Source organism: Mycolicibacterium pallens, assembly GCF_019456675.1.
Classification (GTDB): domain Bacteria; phylum Actinomycetota; class Actinomycetes; order Mycobacteriales; family Mycobacteriaceae; genus Mycobacterium; species Mycobacterium crocinum.
Map to the genome: position 1 here is coordinate 72,506 of NZ_CP080333.1, position 19,090 is coordinate 91,595.

General features: G+C 67.0%; 18 protein-coding genes. 8 read left to right on the forward strand and 10 right to left on the reverse strand.

The genetic code is table 11. The annotated features are described in order from the left end of the window. Positions 1-2 precede the first annotated feature (2 nt). The 3 genes from K0O64_RS00400 to K0O64_RS00410 all read left to right on the forward strand — a co-directional run bounded on the left by K0O64_RS00400 (position 3) and on the right by K0O64_RS00410 (position 3,441). Positions 3-707: an NIPSNAP family protein gene (locus K0O64_RS00400; RefSeq protein WP_071948268.1), complete on the forward strand. Its 705-nt coding sequence runs from the start codon at positions 3-5 to the stop codon at positions 705-707. Beyond that, positions 707-1,930 carry a cytochrome P450 gene (locus K0O64_RS00405; protein WP_096309493.1) on the forward strand — a complete coding sequence of 408 codons (1,224 nt, stop codon included), beginning with the start codon at positions 707-709 and terminating at the stop codon, positions 1,928-1,930. Before K0O64_RS00400 ends, K0O64_RS00405 begins: the two co-directional genes overlap by 1 nt. 77 nt (positions 1,931-2,007) lie before the next feature. Then, positions 2,008-3,441 (forward strand): WS/DGAT/MGAT family O-acyltransferase, encoded by a 1,434-nt coding sequence (locus K0O64_RS00410; protein WP_071948266.1) that lies wholly within the window; start codon positions 2,008-2,010, stop codon positions 3,439-3,441. Between the two features lies 1 nt (position 3,442). Here K0O64_RS00410 and K0O64_RS00415 read toward each other — a convergent pair whose 3' ends face one another. After that, on the reverse strand, positions 3,443-4,249 hold the full coding sequence (locus K0O64_RS00415; RefSeq protein ID WP_071948265.1) for a lysophospholipid acyltransferase family protein: 807 nt from the start codon (positions 4,247-4,249) through the stop codon (positions 3,443-3,445). A 228-nt stretch (positions 4,250-4,477) separates the two neighbouring features. Here K0O64_RS00415 and K0O64_RS00420 point away from each other — a divergent pair, with 228 nt between their 5' ends. Continuing rightward, positions 4,478-5,140, forward strand: coding sequence for a TetR/AcrR family transcriptional regulator (locus K0O64_RS00420; RefSeq protein ID WP_425574738.1), 663 nt, complete (start codon positions 4,478-4,480; stop codon positions 5,138-5,140). On the opposite strand, the gene K0O64_RS00425 is transcribed toward K0O64_RS00420, so the two are convergent. From K0O64_RS00425 to K0O64_RS00435, 3 genes are all read right to left on the reverse strand, one after another. Beyond that, entirely contained in the window at positions 5,088-6,056 is a 969-nt protein-coding gene (locus tag K0O64_RS00425) for an enoyl-CoA hydratase/isomerase family protein (protein ID WP_096309494.1), read from the reverse strand. The genes K0O64_RS00420 and K0O64_RS00425 overlap by 53 nt on opposite strands. Positions 6,057-6,179: 123 nt before the next feature. Beyond that, a complete protein-coding gene (locus tag K0O64_RS00430; RefSeq protein ID WP_096309495.1) occupies positions 6,180-8,429 on the reverse strand; it encodes a molybdopterin-dependent oxidoreductase in 2,250 nt (749 codons plus the stop codon). 8 nt (positions 8,430-8,437) lie between these two features. Then, on the reverse strand, positions 8,438-9,004 hold the full coding sequence (locus tag K0O64_RS00435; protein ID WP_071948262.1) for a TetR/AcrR family transcriptional regulator: 567 nt from the start codon (positions 9,002-9,004) through the stop codon (positions 8,438-8,440). An 86-nt stretch (positions 9,005-9,090) separates the two neighbouring features. On the opposite strand from K0O64_RS00435, the gene K0O64_RS00440 reads away from it, so the two are divergent. Next, positions 9,091-9,876 carry a thioesterase family protein gene (locus K0O64_RS00440; RefSeq protein WP_071948261.1) on the forward strand — a complete coding sequence of 262 codons (786 nt, stop codon included), beginning with the start codon at positions 9,091-9,093 and terminating at the stop codon, positions 9,874-9,876. A gap of 3 nt (positions 9,877-9,879) precedes the next feature. Here K0O64_RS00440 and K0O64_RS00445 read toward each other — a convergent pair whose 3' ends face one another. The 3 genes from K0O64_RS00445 to K0O64_RS00455 form a co-directional block, all read right to left on the reverse strand. Next, entirely contained in the window at positions 9,880-10,263 is a 384-nt protein-coding gene (locus K0O64_RS00445) for a PaaI family thioesterase (RefSeq protein ID WP_096309496.1), read from the reverse strand. Between the two features lie 32 nt (positions 10,264-10,295). Continuing rightward, on the reverse strand, positions 10,296-12,422 hold the full coding sequence (locus K0O64_RS00450) for an elongation factor G-like protein EF-G2 (RefSeq protein ID WP_096309497.1): 2,127 nt from the start codon (positions 12,420-12,422) through the stop codon (positions 10,296-10,298). A 64-nt stretch (positions 12,423-12,486) separates the two neighbouring features. Continuing rightward, positions 12,487-13,959 carry an adenylate/guanylate cyclase domain-containing protein gene (locus tag K0O64_RS00455; protein WP_071948258.1) on the reverse strand — a complete coding sequence of 491 codons (1,473 nt, stop codon included), beginning with the start codon at positions 13,957-13,959 and terminating at the stop codon, positions 12,487-12,489. A gap of 97 nt (positions 13,960-14,056) precedes the next feature. Between K0O64_RS00455 and K0O64_RS00460 the strand changes: the two genes are divergently transcribed. Together K0O64_RS00460 and K0O64_RS00465 are read left to right on the forward strand one after the other, a co-directional pair. Further along, positions 14,057-14,902 carry an LLM class F420-dependent oxidoreductase gene (locus tag K0O64_RS00460; protein WP_071948257.1) on the forward strand — a complete coding sequence of 282 codons (846 nt, stop codon included), beginning with the start codon at positions 14,057-14,059 and terminating at the stop codon, positions 14,900-14,902. Positions 14,903-14,906: 4 nt separating this feature from the next. Continuing rightward, positions 14,907-15,707 (forward strand): SDR family NAD(P)-dependent oxidoreductase, encoded by an 801-nt coding sequence (locus K0O64_RS00465; protein WP_071948256.1) that lies wholly within the window; start codon positions 14,907-14,909, stop codon positions 15,705-15,707. On the opposite strand, the gene K0O64_RS00470 is transcribed toward K0O64_RS00465, so the two are convergent. Beyond that, positions 15,708-16,379 carry a YoaK family protein gene (locus K0O64_RS00470; protein WP_164519991.1) on the reverse strand — a complete coding sequence of 224 codons (672 nt, stop codon included), beginning with the start codon at positions 16,377-16,379 and terminating at the stop codon, positions 15,708-15,710. Further along, on the reverse strand, positions 16,376-16,501 hold the full coding sequence (locus K0O64_RS30105; protein ID WP_256385465.1) for a hypothetical protein: 126 nt from the start codon (positions 16,499-16,501) through the stop codon (positions 16,376-16,378). Before K0O64_RS30105 ends, K0O64_RS00470 begins: the two co-directional genes overlap by 4 nt. Positions 16,502-16,523: 22 nt before the next feature. Between K0O64_RS30105 and K0O64_RS00475 the strand changes: the two genes are divergently transcribed. Continuing rightward, positions 16,524-17,348 carry a mycofactocin-coupled SDR family oxidoreductase gene (locus K0O64_RS00475; RefSeq protein ID WP_096309499.1) on the forward strand — a complete coding sequence of 275 codons (825 nt, stop codon included), beginning with the start codon at positions 16,524-16,526 and terminating at the stop codon, positions 17,346-17,348. A gap of 66 nt (positions 17,349-17,414) precedes the next feature. Here the strand turns inward: K0O64_RS00475 and K0O64_RS00480 are convergent, their stop codons facing one another. Continuing rightward, positions 17,415-19,082, reverse strand: coding sequence for an acyl-CoA synthetase (locus K0O64_RS00480; RefSeq protein WP_071948252.1), 1,668 nt, complete (start codon positions 19,080-19,082; stop codon positions 17,415-17,417). Between the last annotated feature and the right edge of the window lie 8 nt (positions 19,083-19,090).

Here is a 19,090-nt window from a genome sequence, read left to right on the forward strand (position 1 = left end):
CGGTGAAGAAGTACTACAGCCACACCCTGCTGTATCTGCACGAGACCATCGCGCTGGGTTCCGAACGTAGCGAGCGGTTCACCGAGAAGTTCACCGGCATATACCAGCCGATGATGGAACAGCTTGGCGCGCGGCTCTTCTCGATCTGGGAGACCACCCCCTACAACGGGCACTGGCCGCAGGTGACGATCATCTGGGAGATCGACGCATTCGCCGACTATGCCAGGATCGGGCGGGCGCAGGCTCCCGGCGGCAGCCATCGCGAGGCTGCCGGCCAGTGGTCGGACTACCTCGCCGGTGTCGGTGCGTCGGGGGAGGGCCGGATCATGTATGCCGGGCGCAGCAACCGCCCCCTTCAAGAACTCAAGGACGCGAAATTCGGTGCCGGACTGGTGATCCAAGAGATCATGCAGACCAAGCCGGGCAAGCAGGACGACTACATCCGCGAACTGGAACGGCTCTACGTTCCGTGGTCGGAGCGCACCGGCAAGCGCTGGCTGGGCTCGTTCATCACGACGTTCCGCTTCAACGAGGTGATCCATTACTGGGCGCTCGACGGTGATTGGGACTGCTTCGAGAATCATTACCCGTCGTGGAAGGACAGCCCACCGGCCGAGATCGTCACCTGGATGAGCGTCGCACCCGCCCTGCGGGATGGCTGGGAAGACTCCATCCTGCAGGCCCTGCCACCGTCCCCGCTCCGATAATGACTGTGATGCAGGACTTCTCGTACAGTCCGTTCGACCCCGCGGTGATGGCCGACCCGCGGCCGTACTATCGGACACTGCGCGATCACCACCCGGTGTACTACGTCGACGATATCGACACCTATGCGCTGTCGCGGTTCGACGACGTCTGGAATGTCCTGGCGATCAACGACGGCACCTTCGTCGCCTCCGAGGGCACGCTGCCCGCGGTGGGGGTGCTGTCACACCGCAACGACGGCCCGGTCCCCGACCCGCCGTTGCATCCCCTGCCGTTCCACGCCAACTTCGACGCCCCGCTCTACGACGACGTCCGGCGCTGCACCGCCAGTCAGTTCCGGCCCAAGTCCGTCGCCGGCTGGCAGGACCGCATCCGTGAGCTGGCCAACCAACGCTTGGACGAACTGCTGCCGCGTGGCGGCTTCGACCTCACCCAGGAGTATGGCGGTATCGTCGCGGCGTCGGTGGTGTGTGAACTCGTCGGGCTCCCAACAGATTTGGCTGCCGATGTCTTGGCGACCGTGAATGCCGGCAGCCTGGCCGAGCCGGGTAGCGGGGTCGAGGTCGCCAACGCCAGACCCGGATACCTCGAGTACCTGATCCCCGTCGTTGAGCAGGTCCGGGCCGGAGACTTCCCTGGGCCGCTGCCGATCGTCGAGAACCTCCTGGCCTACCGGTTGCCCGACGGCTCGGCGCTGACCGACAGCGAAGTGGCGGTCCAGATGCTCGGGGTGTTCATCGGCGGCACGGAGACGGTGCCGAAGATCGTCGCGCACGGGCTGTGGGAGCTGCGCCGCCACCCCGACCAGCTGGCGGCGGTGCGCGCCGACTTGACCGCGAACGTGCCGGTGGCCCGCGAGGAGATCATCCGCTACTGTGCGCCCGCGCAGTGGTTCGCCCGAACCGTCCGACGGCCGTTCACCATTCACGACACCACCATCGCGCCGGGGCAACGGATCATCACGCTGCTGGCATCGGCCAACCGCGACGAGCGAGAGTTCGACGAGCCGGAGACGTTCCGCTGGGACCGACCCATCGAACGGTCACTGGCGTTCGGTCGGGGTCAGCATTTCTGCCTGGGCTTTCACATGGCTCGACTGGAGATCGCGGTGATGCTGCAGGAGTGGCTGCGCCGCGTGCCGGACTACCACATCGACGAGCAGAACGCGCTGCGGCCGCCGTCGAGCTTCCAGTGGGGCTGGAACAACATCCCGGTCCAGGTCTGAGCGCATCGAGTAAACCGACCCATACCGCTGAGCGCACGCCTAGCATGATGCCGGGCGGGCGCTGAAGGGGTGGGACTGTGCGGCGACTCAACGGTATGGACGCGATGCTGCTCTACAGCGAAACGCCCAACCTGCACACCCACACGCTGAAGGTGGCGATCGTCGACGCCGCCGACTTTGACGGTGACTTCGACTTCGCGGTGTTCCGTCGCACAGTCGCCGACCGGCTGCATCTGCTGGAACCGTTGCGTTATCGGCTGGTCGAGATCCCCGGGCGTCTGCATCACCCGATGTGGTTGGAGAACTGTCAGGTCGATCTGGACTACCACCTACGTCGGGTCACCGTCCCCGCGCCGGGCGGGCGCCGCGAGCTGGACGCCGTCATCGGTCAGATCGCCAGCACGCCCCTGGACCGCAATCGCCCGCTGTGGGAGTTCCACTTCGCCGAGGGAATGGCCGACAACCGGTTCGCCCTGATCGGCAAGGTCCACCACACCTTGGCCGACGGCGTCGCATCGGCGAATCTGCTTGCGCGCCTGATGGATCTGGCCGGTGGTGATGCGGAGCCGGCCCAGCCCTATCCGGTGTGTGCGGTGCCGCCCGCCCCTGAGTTACTGCAGTCGGCGTTCGCCGATCACCTGCGGCAAGCCGCCGAACTGCCGGCGCTGGTCAAGGATGCGGCCGCGGGTTTCATCCGGCTGCGGCGACGGCAGCGGCACCGCCGTGATCAGGTCGACTTGGCGAAGCCGTTTTCGGCGCCGGACTCGTTCGTCAACCACGTGGTGTCGCCCGCTCGCACGTTCGCCACCGCCACACTCGCCCTGACTCAGGTCAAAGACACGGCCAAGCGTCTCGACGTCACCTTCAACGACGTGATCCTCGCGATCGCCGCCGGCGGATTGCGCGAACTGCTGCTGCGGCACGACGGGCGTGCGGACCAGCCACTGGTCGCCGCGGTTCCGGTCGCCACCGACAAGTCTCCAGATCGGGTGACCGGCAACGAGATCGGCGGCCTGTCTGTTTCCCTGCCGGTTCATGTCGATGACGCGATAGAACGGGTGCGGCTGACGGCACTGGCCAGCCGGCGCGCCAAGGAGAACTACGAGCTGCTCGGGCCGACCGTGCAGGGCCGCGTGATGCAGTACCTGCCGACCGCATTGGCGCCCGCGGCGTTTCGCTGGCAGGGCCGCCGAGCCGACCGCAACCGGATCATGAACGTCGCGGTCTCCAATGTGCCCGGGCCCCGCCAGCGCGGTCACATCGGTGGGGCGCCGGTCAGCGAAATCTATTCCGTCGGTGTGCTTTCCGCCGGGAGCGCGTTCAACATGACGGTGTGGAGTTACGTCGACCAGGTCGACATCGCGGTCCTCTCCGACGACCGCACCTTTGCCGACGTGCATGAGGTGACTGATGCGATGGTGCGCGCATTCGGCGAAATCCACACCGCGGCAGGCTTTTCTGATGGTGTGCTCAACGTCGCGACCGCGATGCCTCCGGTCGCACCGGTGTGAGTCAGCCGAGGATGGGCAGCCGGCGCTGGCGGCTCAGCCGCTTCATCGCCGCGCTCATCACCGACCGCACGTGCGCGTCGACCTCGGCGATATCGGGGTCGGGTCCGAAACGTTCGGCGACGTGGATCGGCTCGAGGACCTCGGTGACGATCTTCGACGGCAGCGGCAGATTGGGTGGCATCAGCACGCTGAGCCCGAACGGCACCCCGAAGCTGATCGGCAGGATGTCCATCCTGGCTTTGGTCAGGCCCAGTCGCTTGGCCAGCCAGTTGCCGCGGGTCAGGAACAACTGCGTTTCCTGTGCACCGATCGACACGGTGGGCACCAGCGGCACCCCGGTCTCCAGCGCGGTGCGGACGTAGCCGGTGCGGCCGTTGAAGTCGATCTCGGTCTGAGCGAACGTCGGCCGGTACGAGTCGTAGTCGCCGCCGGGGAAGACCAGCACCACCGCTCCCGAATTCAGGGCCGTGGCGGCGTTGTCGCGGCTGGCTTCGATGACGCCGACGCGACGCAGCCAGCCGTCGAACGGTCCGATGAAGACGCCGTAGTGGGCCAATGTGTACAGCGGTCGGTCATACCCGAAGCGGCGGTAGAACTCCGGCGCGAAGATCATCACGTCCGGAGTCAGCATGCCGCCCGAGTGATTCGACACCACCAGCGCCCCGCCGGCGGCGGGGATGTTGTCCAGCCCCCGTACCTCGGGGCGGAACCACCGCTTCAGAACCGGCGAGACCGCGCCGATCACGCTCGCGGTGAACGTCGGATCCCACTTCGTGGTCTCGTCCTGGTCGGTCTGGTCGCCGCTCATTGTTCCCCCAGGGTCACTGCGTGTGCCGGCGGCTGTCTCCCCCGACGACCGTCACACCAGCGATTATAGGATTCTCAAAAGTGAGAATATCATCCTCGTGCCGGCGGCAGGCGGCCTACTGCGCGAGTAAATTCGTTGATTTACTTCGACGGGTGCTGTTCACTGGCTGCGGTGAGCCCTGGCAAGGACGCGCGCAACGATCGGTCGTCCATCACTCGTGACTCGCTGTTGGTGGCCGCCGAACGGCTTTTCGCCGAGAACGGTCTGCATGGGGTATCGAACCGGCAGATCAGTGATGCGGCTGGGCAGGGCAATAATGCGGCTGCCTGCTACCACTTCGGTTCTCGAGCCGATCTGCTGCGTGCGATCGAGGCCCGGCACCATGCCGAGATCGACGAGATCCGTCGGCGCATGCTGACTGATATGCCGCCGGACGCTCAGTTGCGGGATTGGATCGGCATCCTGGTGTATCCGCTGACCGAGCATCTCCACACGCTGGGCCCGGCGTCGACCTACGCACGTTTCGCGGCCCAGGTGATGGCCGACCCCGCCTGCCGGGAGGTGGTGGGATCCGATGCGATGACGTCGGATCGCATGCTGAAAACCGTTCGGGGGATCAATCGAAGCCTCCCCTCCCGCCCGAAGCGCATTCGGGTCGTGCGCTGGACGATGGCGCGAAACTTGTTGATGCACACCTGCGCCGAGATCGAGGGCGAGCGCGCGAACGGTGGTGCGCCATCGACCTCGAGCTGGCTGGTGGTCGGCGAGGAGTTGGTCGACGCGCTGGTCGGCTTGTGGAAGGCGCCTGACGTGGGGCCGCGCGCCACCCAGGTCAGGGTCAGGGCTTCTTCCGCCCGGAGTGGCTCAGCCGCCACTCTGGCGGGAAGTTGAGGTCGTTGTCCTTGACGACGTTGTTGAGGCCCTTCTCGAAGGTGCCCTCGGTCAGGTCCGGGTAGTTGTCGCGGTCGTTGGTCATCATCGGCAGCATGCCCTCGACCACACCGGTGAGAAGGCTGCCGAAGTACTCACCCTTGTGCTGCTTGTACAACTCCAGGAACGTCTTCTGCACGACGACGGTGTCCGTGGGCCGCGACTTCGAGCATGCCATCGCGTACTTGAGAGTCTCCGCCTCCAGTTGCTCCCGCGGAACGACACTGTTGATGAAGCCGCAGTCGTACATTTCAGCCGCGGTGAATGGTCTCCCGGTGAAGAGCATTTCGGAGAACTTACGCAGGCCCATGGTCTCGGCCCACCACCACAGTCGCGGGCCCCAGCCGACGTAACGGAATGCCGGGTGACCGAACAACGCATCGTCGGAGGACACCACCAGGTCCGCGTCACCGGCTTGGTAGAAGTGCCAGCCGTAGCAGTAGCCCTTCGCCTCCACGATCGTGACCTTTTTGCACTCCTGCAGGGGCCGGTTGCCTGCGCGGGCCTTGGCGTAGTGATCGGTGAGAGTGTAGAGGTAGCGATAGGAATCACCCGGCGGGTACTTCACGCTGTCGTCGTTGATCGAAAGTTCGTGCAGAAGCGGGGTTCCCGGATTCTCCAGCATCCCGCGCTGTTCCGGCAGGTCTCCACCGCTACCGAAGTCATTGCCTTCCCCGCGGATCACTACAACCTTCACGTCGTCGTCGACGTTGCACTTGTGGATCATGTCAGCGAAGTTTTGCCGCATCCCCATCGTGGTCGAGTTGAGCTCGGCGGGCCGGTCAAAGGTGATGTAAGCAATACGATTAACGAGATCCTTCTCGAATTTAATGAAGGGCTCCGCTTCGCACTTCATCTGCTCGTAATCGTGATCCATGGCGCGGAGCTCCCGTCGTGCACGCGGCTGCACTGCCGACTGGCAGCGCTATGCGTGCAACATAACGGGATTCACGCGCCACCGGCAATAAATCACGCAATTTACTTTGTAGGGGCCCGAGGTTCAGCCGGCTACTGCGACCTCCGCCGGGACCGCTTCGATGCGGGCCGGGACGTGCTTGTGCCACGGTGTGCCGGCGTAGGGGTCACGCCAATCGGTGGAGGTCAGTGCATTCGGCGCAACGCCGGGCACCCGGGTCTGCCCGTCGGCGTCGACGTAGTCGAGACCGAAGCCGTTGGGCAGGGCGGCATGCCCGGGCAGCATGGTCTCGCTGATCTCGACGGTGGCCTCGGCGCTGCCTGCGGCCGTGGTGACCCGGGCGCGGCCGCCGTCGACAAGGCCGAGCGCATCGGCGTCTTCGACACTGACACGCAGCGCGCCGTCGGCGTCACGCTTGCGCCAGGACGGATCCCGCAGGATGTCGTTGGCGGTGAACGCGCGCCGCTCGCCGGCGGACAGCACGATCGGGAATTCCGGGTTCGTCAGTTCCGGCTGTGTATCGGCCAAAGCGCGAATGTCGTCGAGCATCTCCGGGATCACCAGTGCGATCTTGCGGTCGGCGTGGCTGATCAGCGCCCAGTCGTCGGCGTACTCGTGAACACTGAACGTCACCCCCGACTTGCCGGCCAGAATCGCGTCGAACAACGCGTTGCCGTCGGCGTGCCCGGCCCGGCGCACCGCGTCGGGATAGGTGACCGCGGCCTTCTGCGCCAACCCCCACAGGGCAGCCGCCCCGGCCAAGCCGTCGGGCAGCGTCGGACCCAGCGTTTCGTAGAGCACGAACGGCAACACCTTGCCCAATGCGGGATTCGCGGCGAGCTCGGTGAAGAAGGCCTGGGTGTAGGCGTCACGGCCCTGCTTGGCGGCCTCACGCAGCGGACGCAGATCGTCATCGCTGACCACCCCGAGCGCACGCACCAGTCGCGCCCAGATCTCGGGCTCCGGCAGCGTGCCGGGGGTCGGCTCGAAAAGTGGGTGGCGCAAGTGGAATTCGTTGCGTGGGAACTCGAAGTTGAAGAAGGTGGCTTCCGGCTTCTCGAACTGGTTGGCCGCGGGCAGCACGTAGTGGGCGAGCCGGGCCGTCTCGGTCATCGCGACGTCGACCACCACGAGCAGCTCGAGAGACTCGAACGCGGCCCGGCAATTCTGTGAGTCGGCGATGGAGTGGGCGGGGTTGGCGCTCTCGACGATCATGGCCCGAAACCGGTCCGAGTGATCGGTCAGGATCTCTTGCGGCACCACGTTGGACGGCACCAGACCGGCGATGATCGGTGCGCCCGTCACCGGTGATCGACCGACGCCGCTGAGGCTGAACAGCGGTGCGAACGTCGAATGCAGATGCTGCCCACCGGGTTTGGCGAAGCTGCCGGTCAGGATCCACAGTAGTTTGTTGAGGTAGGAGCACAGGGTGCTGTTGGGCGCCTGCTGGACGCCGAGGTCCTCGAACACCGCGACGGAGTCGGCACCGGCGATGCGGCGCGCGGCCGCCCGCAACAACTCCTCGTCGACTCCGCTGCGCTCGGCATACTCGGCGATCGGGACCGTCGCCAAGACCGCGCGGACTTCGTCGGCACCGTGCACATGCTCGGTCAAAAAGGCTTCGTTGCAGAGGTTTTCCTGCACCAACACCGCGGCCAGAGCGGCCAGGCACCAGGCGTCGGTGCCGGGTCGCACCCGCAGATGGAAATCGGCCATCTTGGCGGTGTCGGTGAGCACCGGGTCGATGACGATCATCGAGCGGGCCGGGTCCTTGGCGATGTCGTTGAGCACGGTGCGGGCCCGCGGGAAGCTCTGCGACATCCACGGGTTCTTGCCGACGAACACCGACACCTCGGCATGCTCGAACTCGCCGCGGGTGTGCCCGCCGTAGAGCTGGAAGTCGACCCACGCCTCGCCGGTCTTCTCCTGCGCCAGCGCATTTGACCGGTAGCGGGATCCGAGGAGCTTGAGGAAGGCGCCGCTGTACGCGCCACCGAGATGGTTGCCCTGGCCGCCGCCGCCGTAGTAAAAAATCTTCTCCCCGCCGTAGGTGTCGGCGATGCGCCGGAAGCCCTCAGCGATTTCGGTGATCGCGGTGTCCCAATCGATTTCCTCGTAGCTGCCGTCGGGCCGGCGGCGCATCGGCGACGTCAGGCGCGCGCGGTTGTTCTGGTAGTGGTCCAGGCGCAGCGCCTTGTTGCAGGTGTAGCCCTGCGAGGCGGGATTGTCTTTGTCGCCGCGGATGCGCGCCAGGGTGCGACCTTCGGTCTGCACCACGATGCCGCAGTTGCACTCGCAGAGGATGCAGGCGGTGGGTTGCCAGTCAGCGGACATCGGATCTCCTAGGTGGGCAGTTCGGCTTCGAGCAGGTCGCGCAGTTGCCGGTGGACGATGTCGAGGGGTTTGGTGTCGCGCGCGGCGCGGGCGAGCACGATGGCGCCTTCCAGGGCGGCGGTCGTCGTCACCGCGATGTCCTCGGCACGGTCCTGCGCGATGCCATCGGCGATCAGGCGCTGAGCGATCAGCTCGTTCCAGCGGGTGAACGCCTCGGCGGCGCGGTCGATCACCGGATTGGCGCTGCCCGGCTCACCGGATTCGACGGCAACCGCGAGCACCGGGCAGCCGGCGCGGTAGTCGGTCTCGAGCAGGTTCTTGCGATAGAAGCGGGTCAGCCCGTCGAGCATTTCCATGCTGCTGGGCGCTTTGGCCAGCTTGGTGGCGACGAAGTCGGCCACGTAATCGACTGCCTCACTGAGCAATTGGGTGCGTCCACCGGGGAAGTAGTGGTAGGCCGAGCCGCGCGGCGCGCCGCTGTGGGCCAGGACGTCGGCGATCGCCGTCGACTGCGCTCCGCGCTCCCGGATCAGCAGGGCGGCGGAGGCGACCATCCGTTCGCGGGGGCTCGTCATGCCTATGTATGTAACCATACATAATCCGGTGGCACCAGGGGTGACCGGACGCCGGGGCTGATAACGGCAGAGGTACCGTCGCGCGAATGTCGTATTTCAGCCGGGTGTCGGATCATTCGTATCGGGCCAACGAGCACACCGGTGGCGCGTGGAACCTCGCCGAGCAGCACATCGCCCCGTCGTTCGGCCTGCTCGCGCATGCCATCGAGATGGACCGGGACGCTCGCGGCAACGGGCACCTGGTGACGGCGCGGCTCAGTTACGACATCCTCGGCACGGTGCCCGTCGACGTCGTCGTCGACATCGACGTGCGGGTGCTGCGCCCCGGCCGCACCATCGAACTCGTCGAAGCCGCCCTGACCTACCAGGGCCGGGGTGTGGTTCTGGCGCGAGCCTGGTTGATGAAGCAGTACGACACCGCGGCATTTCGTGGCAGCGGCCTGCGTCCGATCCCGCCGCCGCAGGACTTGCCGGCGTGGGACCCGAGTCGGGTGTGGCCGGGTGGCTTCATCGCGTCGGCCGAGGTGCGACGTGCCGAAGACGAACCGGGGCGGGCGGCGTACTGGGTGCGGACTTCGGTGCCGCTACTCGACGACGAGGCGGTGAGCTCGTTGGCCCGCGTCGCCGGGCTGCTCGACATCGCCAACGGGATGACGGTTCGGGTCGATCCCCGCCAGGTGGCGTTTCCGAACCTGGATCTCACCGCGCACTTCTTCGCGACACCGGTCGGCGAGTGGGTGGGCTTCGACACCGCGGTGTCGATCGGACCGAGCGGAATCGGACTGACACACAGCATCATTCACGACGAGACCGGTCCGATCGGCGCGCTCTCGCAGAGCTTGACCGTACGGCCGGGCGCCGGCATCGGGTAGGACTCAGACCGCCGCGAAGTTGATCGTGCTGGTCGCCGCGAGTTCGTTGTCTTCGCCGCGATGAATGTCCACCTGCACCACCACCGAGCGCTTGCCGGTGCGCAGAATCTTGGCCACCGCGCGGGCCGGGCCGACCTTGATCGGCCGCAGGTAGCGGACGAACAGATCCGTCGTCGCGATGCCGAAGCCGAACGGGGTCGCGCGAGATGCCAGCTGCCCCGCCGCCACGTCGGCCATGGTGGCGATCAGGCCGCCCTGCAGCCCGCCCGCGGTGTTCGTGGTGCGTTCGTCCACCGGCATCTCCATGACGACGGTGTCGTCCGTCGACTCGACGACCTGCAGGCCGAGCTGGTCGAACAACTCCCGAAGCGAGCGCGGTGCAGTCATGGAGAACGACGCTACCGCGCGACCGCGGACCGTTACGTCTGGACCTTCGCGGCGGCGGTTTCCGGCATCGGCTCGTAGCGGGCGAAGGACCGGGTGAACGAGGCCGCACCGTGGGTGAGGCTGCGCATGTCGATGGCGTACCGGGTCAGCTCGACCTGGGGCACCTCGGCCCGGATCAAGGTGTGGTTCTCGCTGGCCTGCTCGGTGCCCAGCACACGACCGCGCCGGCCGGACAGATCGCCCATGACCGCGCCGACGAGGTCGTCGGGCACGTTGATGGTGACCTCGTCGACCGGTTCGAGCAGGTCGATCCGAGTCTGGGCGGCGGCCTCGCGCAACGCCAGGCCGCCCGCCATCTGGAACGCCATATCGGAGGAATCGACGCTGTGCGCCTTGCCGTCGACGAGCGTGACCCGAATGTCGACGACCGGATAGCCGGCGTGCACGCCACGCTCCATCTGGGCGCGTACCCCCTTCTCGACGCTCGGGATGAACTGCCGGGGCACCGCGCCGCCGACGACCTTGTCGACGAACTCGAAACCGGAGCCGCCGGGCAGCGGCTCGACTTCGATGTCGCACACCGCGAACTGGCCGTGGCCGCCGGACTGTTTGACGTGGCGACCGTGTCCCTTGGCCGAACCGCCGAAGGTCTCGCGCAACGGGATTCGCACCTCGATGGTGTCGACGTTCACGCCATAGCGGTTCGCCAGCGCCTCGAGCACCACACTGGAATGCGCCTCGCCCATGCACCACAACACGATTTGGTGGGTCTCCGCGTTCTGTTCGATGCGCAGCGTCGGGTCCTCGGCCGCCAGCCGCTGCAAGCCGACCGAGAGCTTGTCTTCGTCGGTCTTGGCGCGCGCCGCGATCGCCACCGGCAGCAGTGGCTCCGGCATCGTCCAGGGTTTGAGCAACAGCGGATCGGTCTTGTCCGACAACGTGTCTCCGGTCTCGGCGCGGGTGAGCCTGCCGATCGCGCAGATGTCACCGGCGACCACCTGGGTGGCCGGGCGCTGCTGCTTGCCCAGCGGGAACGACAGGGTGCCGATGCGTTCGTCCTCGTCGTGGTCGGCGTGGGTGTTCGCCTCGAAGAAGGCCGAAAAATGGCCCGACACATGCACTGTCGTGTCGGGCCTGATGGTGCCGGAGAACACCCGGACCAGACTGACCCTGCCGACGTAGGGGTCCGACGTAGTCTTGACCACCTCGGCCAGCAGCGGCCCGTCCGGATCGCAGGACAGCCCCGGGCGGCCCACCCCGTGCGGGTTGTAGACCTCGGGCAGCACGTGTTCGAGTGGCGACGGGAAGCCCCGGGTCGCGACGTCCAGCAGCTCGACGGTGCCCACCCCGGTGCCGCTGCACACCGGGATGACCGGGAAGAACGACCCGCGTGCGACCGCCTTCTCCAAGTCGTCGATCAGCACGGCCTCGTCGATCACCTCACCGCCGAGATAGCGCTCCATCAGCGATTCGTCCTCGGACTCCTCGATGATGCCCTCGATCAGCGTGCCGCGATGCTCGGCGATCCGGTCGGTGTGGGCGTCGTCCGGCGGGTGGACGGTACGGGTGCCGTCGCGGTAGTCGTACTGGCTGCCCGACAGCAGCCCGACCAACCCCTTCTCGATCGGCAGGTACAGCGGCAGCACCTTCTCACCGAAGGCGTCCTGCGCGGCACGCAGGGCGGTGTCGTAGTTGGCGCGGGCATGGTCGAGCTTGGTGATCACCACGGCCCGGGGCATGCCGACGTCGTCGCATTCGTGCCACAACGCCTTGGTCGCTTCATCGACGCCTTCGTTCGCGGCGATCACGAACAACGCACACTCGGCGGCGCGCAGGCCGGCTCTCAGTTCGCCGACGAAGTCGGCGTAGCCGGGGGTGTCGATCAGGTTGACCTTGATGCCCTCGTGCGGAATGGGTGCCAGCGCGAGCCCGACCGACCGTTGTTGGCGGATCGCCGCGTCATCGAAATCGCACACCGTGCTGCCGTCGACCACCGACCCCGCTCGCGACAGCACTCCGGAGGCGACCAGGAGCGCTTCGACGAGCGTCGTCTTGCCCGCACCGGACGGGCCGACGAGCACGACATTGCGGACTGCGGCCGGACTATCGGCGGCGGGAGCCGATCGGGCGGCCTGGGAAGTGTTCGTCTTGTCGGCCATGACAAACCTCCTGCCCTTCCACCATTCACCCGATGGCGGCGCGGGCACAAGAGGATGGGCAAAGTCAGGTGGGGACGGACATCCGGGTCGGCTTGAGTCGGCCGCGCAGCACTTCGCAGGAGTGCTCGCGCCAGTGGGCACGCTCGGCGGGGTCGGCCCTGTCCAGCGCCGGCTGCGAACAGAGGGCGCGTTCGTCGGCGGCTTTGGCCCGATCGGCAAGGCGCGCAGCCTCGTTGACCGCATCACCGATCACGGTGTACTCGTAGCGATGCTCGGCCCCGAGGTTTCCGGCGAACACCGGCCCGGCCGATACGCCGATGCCGAAGTCCACCACCGGCAGCCGGCGCAGCGCGACCGTGAGCGCACGAGCGGTCGCCAGCGCATCGGACGCCGAATGCGTGCTGGGCAGCGGCGCACCGAAGACCGCCAGCACCGCGTCACCCTGAAACTTGTTGATCAGCCCGTGGCGCTCGTCGACGGCGTCGACGACGATCTGGAAAAACTCGTTGAGCACGTGGGCCACCTCGGCCGGTGAACGGCTCTGCGCCAGTTGGGTCGAGCCGACAAGGTCGACGAACAGGACGGCGGCCTCCCGCACTTCGCCGGTGAGAGAGTCGGCGTCACTGACCGCGCGCAGTGCCACATCCGTCCCGACGTGGCGGCCGAACAGGTCGCGCAGCCGGTCGCGTTCGGCCAGCCCTGCGACCATCCGGTTGAAACCACTTTGCAGACGGCCGATTTCGGAACGTTCGTAGACGTCGACCCGGGTGGCGATCTGGCCCCGTTCGACCCGGGCCATGGCGGCGACGACGTCGTGCACCGGATCCGAGATCGAAAGCGCGACGATCGCCATCCCGCGTAGCCCGACCAGGACCGAGATGACCGACAGCACGATCACGGGTATCTCGATCGACGCGTTCTTCTGAATGATCCAGCCGGTCGAGCGCATCAGCACCACCACCGCGATGCCGATGCTCGGCAGTGCACTGGTCATCAGCCACATCAACAACAGCCGGGGCAGCACTCCCGGCGCGGTATCGCGGCCCGGCGTCGACCCCATGATGGCTGCGGTGATCGGACGCATGGGCCGCTGGATGAGCAACAGAGCGGCGCCGGTCGATGTGGTGAGACCGAACAACACCGCCATCCCGATCAGCCACGCCGCCACCGCCCCGCCGTCGCGGTTGATGACGAACATGACCGTGCCGCTGATCAACCAGATGACCGTCAGCAGCGCTGACTGATTGCGCAGCAGGCCCTCGACGAACTGACGGTCCCGAGCCGTCGGCGGCTGACCCGTGGTGAACCAGCGCAATCGGCGATCGACGGCCAGGATCGCGTAAACGATCGAGGCGGCGAAGCCGACTACCGACAGTGCGATCGAGGCGACCAAGGTGTCGGTTCCGAACACGGTCTCCGCCTGCGGCACCAATTCGTGGCGCAGCGGCATCACCAGGAAGGTCAACTCGACGGCCGCCAGGATCTGGGCGAGTACGAGAGCCAGGGCGTAGCGGACCTTCAGCCTGCTCGCCGTCATAGGCCCAAACGCTACTGCGGCGACCTCGCAGAATCACGCTCTCCGAAACTGAGAGTAGTACTTCCGCCGACGCACGCGGCTGCGTAACATCCGCGCTGTGAAGTTCGGGATTCCGCTGGGTGGCGTTCACCCCGGCCTGTGGCGTGACCTGACCGTGCGCGCCGAGGAACTCGGCTACGAGTCGGTGTGGCTCCCCGAGCATCTGGTGCTGCCTGCGGAGATGTCCGGTAGCCCGCATCACGGCGACAGCCATCCGCCGATTCCGTCGAAGACCCCGATGTATGACGCGATCGCCTACCTGGCGTATCTCGCGGGGCAGACCAGCACTATCCGGATGGGGACCTACGTCTACAACATCGGGTTGCGTCACCCCTTCGTGAGCGCCCGTGCGGCCGCGACGCTGGACATCGTCTCGAACGGCCGCTTCGACTTCGGCGTCGGCGCCAGCTGGCTGCGCGAGGAGTGGGACGCCGTCGGGTTGGACTTCAGCACCCGCGGCGCCCGCGTCGACGAGGCCCTCGAGGTGTGCCGCGCGTTGTGGACCGAGCCGACCATCGAGCATCACGGCCGCTTCTTCGACTTCGACGCGGTCGCCTTCGAACCCAAACCGGTCCAGGCGGGCGGACCGCCGATCCACGTCGGCGGTGACGGAATGCCCGCGCTGCGCCGGGTGGCGCGGTTCGGTTCCGGCTGGATCCCGATGAACCACACCCTCGACCAGATTCCCGGATCGGTGCAGAAGCTCTCGGCACTGTGGGCCGAGCACGGCCGCGACGGCAAGCCGGAGGTGACCACTTCGGCGCCGGCCGAGTCACCCGACGATGTGGCGCGGGCGGCCGACGCCGGCATCGACCGGATGATCGTCATGCCGTGGCGACGCACCCGGGAGGCGCTCGACGGGATCGCCCGCTTCGCCGATGACGTCCTGACGCGAAGCAGCTAGCGCGATGACGATCGCGCCGGCGGACATCCTGCTCACCGATCGGGTGGCCGTCGTCACCGGCGGCGGCACCGGCATCGGTCGTGGGATCGCCGACGGGTTGGCCCGATTCGGGGCCAAGGTCGCCATCTGGGAGCGTGACGCCGACACCTGCGCCACCGCCGCAGACGAGCTGGGTGCGCTCGGCATCGTCGCCGACGTCCGAGACAGCGGGCAGGTCGACGCCGCGCTGACGCGCACCCGTGACGAGCTCGGGCCGGTCGAGATCTTGGTCAACAACGCCGGCGGGGTGTTCGCCTCGCCGTTACTGGACACCACCGAAAACGGTTGGGACGCCTTGTACAAGGCCAACCTTCGGCACGTTCTGCTGTGCACGCAGCGGGTGGCAAGGCACCTGGTCGCCGACGGCCGCGGGGGGAGCGTGATCTCGGTGACCTCGATCGAGGGAGTGCGCGCGGCGCCCGGGTACGCGGCCTACTCCGCGGCGAAGGCCGGGGTCATCAACTACACCCGCACGGCCGCCTTCGAACTGGCGCCGCACAACATCCGCGTCAACGCCATCGCCCCCGACATCACCATCACCGAGGGCCTGCTGGCACTGTCTCCGGACGGCATACGCCAGGAACTCAGCCAGGCCGTGCCGTTGGGCAGGCCCGGCCATGTCGATGAAATCGCGTCGGCCACAGTCTTTCTCGCTTCCGATATGTCCCGCTATATCACCGGCCAGACGTTGCACGTCGACGGTGGAACCCAGGCGGCGGGCGGCTGGTACCACGCCGAGGGCGGCGCCCGGTTCGGCCCGGCCTGATCAGGCGCGGACTCGGCGGTCCATACCCAGCAGCACCGCCGCTATCAGCACGCAGAGTGCCGCGATCGCGATCGTCAACGACACCGACACCTGAACCAGCAGCGCTCCGACGACCGCGCCGGCCAACATCGTCGTGATCGATGCCAGTCGGCGAACCGGTTTCGCGCCCGGACCTCCTGCGACCCGGCTGTCCGCAGCCAATCCCGTCGCCGTCAACGTCAGCACGGTGGTGGTCAGATCGGCGACCGCCATCCGCCGCGCCGTGCTGTTCTGCAAGCCGAATGCGAACGCCAGCACCGCCACGACGACCGGGCGGCCCATCGCGGATATGCCGAATACCGCGCCAGCCGCGGCGACGGCACCGAGCAGCGCCGCCTGCGCCAGCAGCACCGACGTCGGCCAGGTCGGCGACGCGGCCCATCGATGACCCGAGGCGCCGCCCACCAACGCACCAAACATGAACGCCGCCAGCGCGATCAGGGCCAGCGACGCAGACAATCCGGAGCTGGGATTGGCGGCGGAACCGAGGAAGACGATGTTGCCGGTCATGTTGGCGACGAAGACGTGACCGAGGCCGAGGTAGGACACCGCGTCGATCACCCCGGTGCCCGCGGTGAGGCTCAGCAGCGCCGCGATGGTCGACCGCGACGTCACCGGTGCGGTGGTGGTCACGGCAGGATCGCGTCGACGTAGCTCAGGTACACGACCGACTGCGGCCGGTGCGTGCCGACGTTGATGTGCATACGGTGCACAAGCGCTCGCAGCGGTTCCGGAATTCCAGACCATCCACGCACCAGGCGAACGTATGGTGAGGCCGTGACAAACGAACGCCCGCTGGAGGGCAAGGTTGCGTACGTGACAGGCGGGGCCCGGGGTCAGGGCCGCGCCCACTGTGTCCGATTGGCTCAGGCCGGTGCCGACATCGTCACCATCGACGCCTGCGGGCCGGTGGGCAACCACATCGGCTACGAGCCGGCGACACCCGAAGACCTGGCCGACACCGTCCGGCTGGTCGAGGACGAGGGCGTCAAGATCAGCGCGGAGCGGGTCGATGTGCGCGACCACGACGGGCAGAAGCAGGTAATCGCCAGGGCCATCGAACAATTCGGGCGCCTCGATGTCGTCGTCGCGAATGCCGGGGTGATGAGCTGGGGCCGGGCCTGGGAGATCCCCACCGAGATGTGGCAGGAAATCATCGACGTCAACCTGACCGGGTTCTTCAACACCGTGCAGGCATGCGTCCCGGCGATGATCGAAGCCGGCAACGGCGGATCGATCATCGCGATCAGTTCATCCGCGGGGATCAAGGCCGTGCCCGGCGCCGGGCACTACTGCGCCAGCAAGTTTGGTGTTGTGGGACTGGCGAATTCGTTGGCGCTCGAGGTGGGCGAGTACGGGATCCGGGTGAACTCCGTGCACACCTACGGGGTCGATACCGCGCTGGGCAACGACCTCTCGATGTATTCGATGTTCGAGAAGCATCCGCACTACGTCTACAGCTTCTCGCCGGGTGCACTGCCCACCGAATCACTGATCGCGCCGAATCAGGTCAGCGAGGTCGTGCTCTTCTTGGCCAGCGATGCGTCGGCGCTGCTGACCGCCGCCCAGATTCCCGCCGACAAGGGATACATGAAGGTGTGACCGCGCCGACCGTCACTCTGGTGTGACGTTCGGCGCTCAGCGTCACTCTGGTGTGACATTCGGCGACTAGGTCTGTGCGGCAAGGCTTTCCACGGCCAGCTCCTTGGCCCAGCGGTAATCCGCCTTGCCTGCGGGGGAGCGCAGGACCTTGTCGGTGCGGATGAACGCCTTCGGCAGCTTGTACTGCGCGATATGCGCGCGGCAGGCGTCGGCGAGTTCAGCGTCGGTGGCGCTCTGACCTTCGGCGAACTGCACGATCGCCACCACTTCGTTGCCCCACCGCTCTGAGGGCCGGCCGGCGACGACGACGTCGTACACCGCGGGATGGCTGGCGACCGCGCGCTCGACCTCCTCGGCGAAGATCTTCTCCCCGCCGGAGTTGATGGTCACCGAATCGCGGCCAAGCAGTTCGATCTGGCCGTCTTCCAGGAACCGGGCCCGGTCACCGGGCACCGACCAGCGCACGCGGTCGATGGTGGGGAAGGTGCGTGCGGACTTCTCGGCATCGCCCAGATAACCCAGCGGTACGTAGGCACGCCGGGCCAGCCAGCCCTCGCCCTCGCCGGGCGCCAGCACGTGCGTGAAATCCGTTGAGATGATAGCGGTGTCGTGCTGCGGAGTGAACGTGGCCGCCTTCTGCTCGACGCCCTTGGCCGCCATCGTCGTCATCTGCATGCCCGTCTCCGAGGCGCCGACGGCATCGAGCACCATCAGGTTGGGCAGCGCCGCCAGCAGTCGTTCACGGACCGTCGGCGATAGCGGCGCCCCGCCGTTGGTGATGGTCACCAGCCCGGAAAGGTCGTACTTGCCGGTCTCGATCTCGTCGAGCAGCGGACGGGCGATCGCGTCGCCAACGACCGGAATGCTCAGTACGCGTTCCCGTTCGGCGAGCTTCATCACTGCCGGGGCGTTGAGACGGTCGACGTCGTCGGGCAGCACCATCCAGCCGCCGGTGCTGAACATGTTGAACGCGGCCCACTGGGCCGCGCCGTGCATGAGCGGCGGAATCATCAGGACCGAGCGGAATCCGGCATTGGTGCGGGCCTGCTCGGCGAGGTCGGCGTAGGACTCCAGCGACTTCTCCGCGCCGAACGGCCGGCCACCCATCGCCGACATGAAGATGTCGTGCTGACGCCACAGCACACCCTTGGGCATACCGGTGGTGCCGCCGGTGTAGAGGATGTAGAGATCGTCGCCGGTGGGCGTGGGCATGCCGGCAGCCGGTGCGGGCGTGCTGATGATCGACTCGTAATCGACTGCGCCAGGCAGCAATTCGTTGCCGGAGCCGTCGGCGACCTGGATCAGGACCCGCAGCTCGGGCAGCCGGTCGCGAATGGCGGCGACATGCGGCGCGAACTCAGCGCCGTACACGAGCGACTTTGCCGCAGAATCGGTGAGCAGGTAGAGGAGTTCTTCCTCAACGTAGCGGTAGTTGACGTTGAACGGCGCAACCCGGGCCCGGTAGCCGGCGATCATGGCCTCGATGTACTGGTTGCCGTTGCGCAGGTAGAGCCCGACGTGGTCCTGCCCGGACTGATGGGGCGCCAGCTGGTCGCGTTCGGTGTGGCAGCCCAGCCCTTGCTCGACCAGATAGTGCGCGACGCCATCGATGCGGGCGTCGAGCTGCGCGTAGGTCAGACGCTGCCCGCGCCAGATCAGCGCCTCGTTGTCCGGCAGGGTCTGGGCGACGGTACGGAACACCGACGAAAGGTCGAAGCTGACGTCGCTGCTCATGGGCGCTC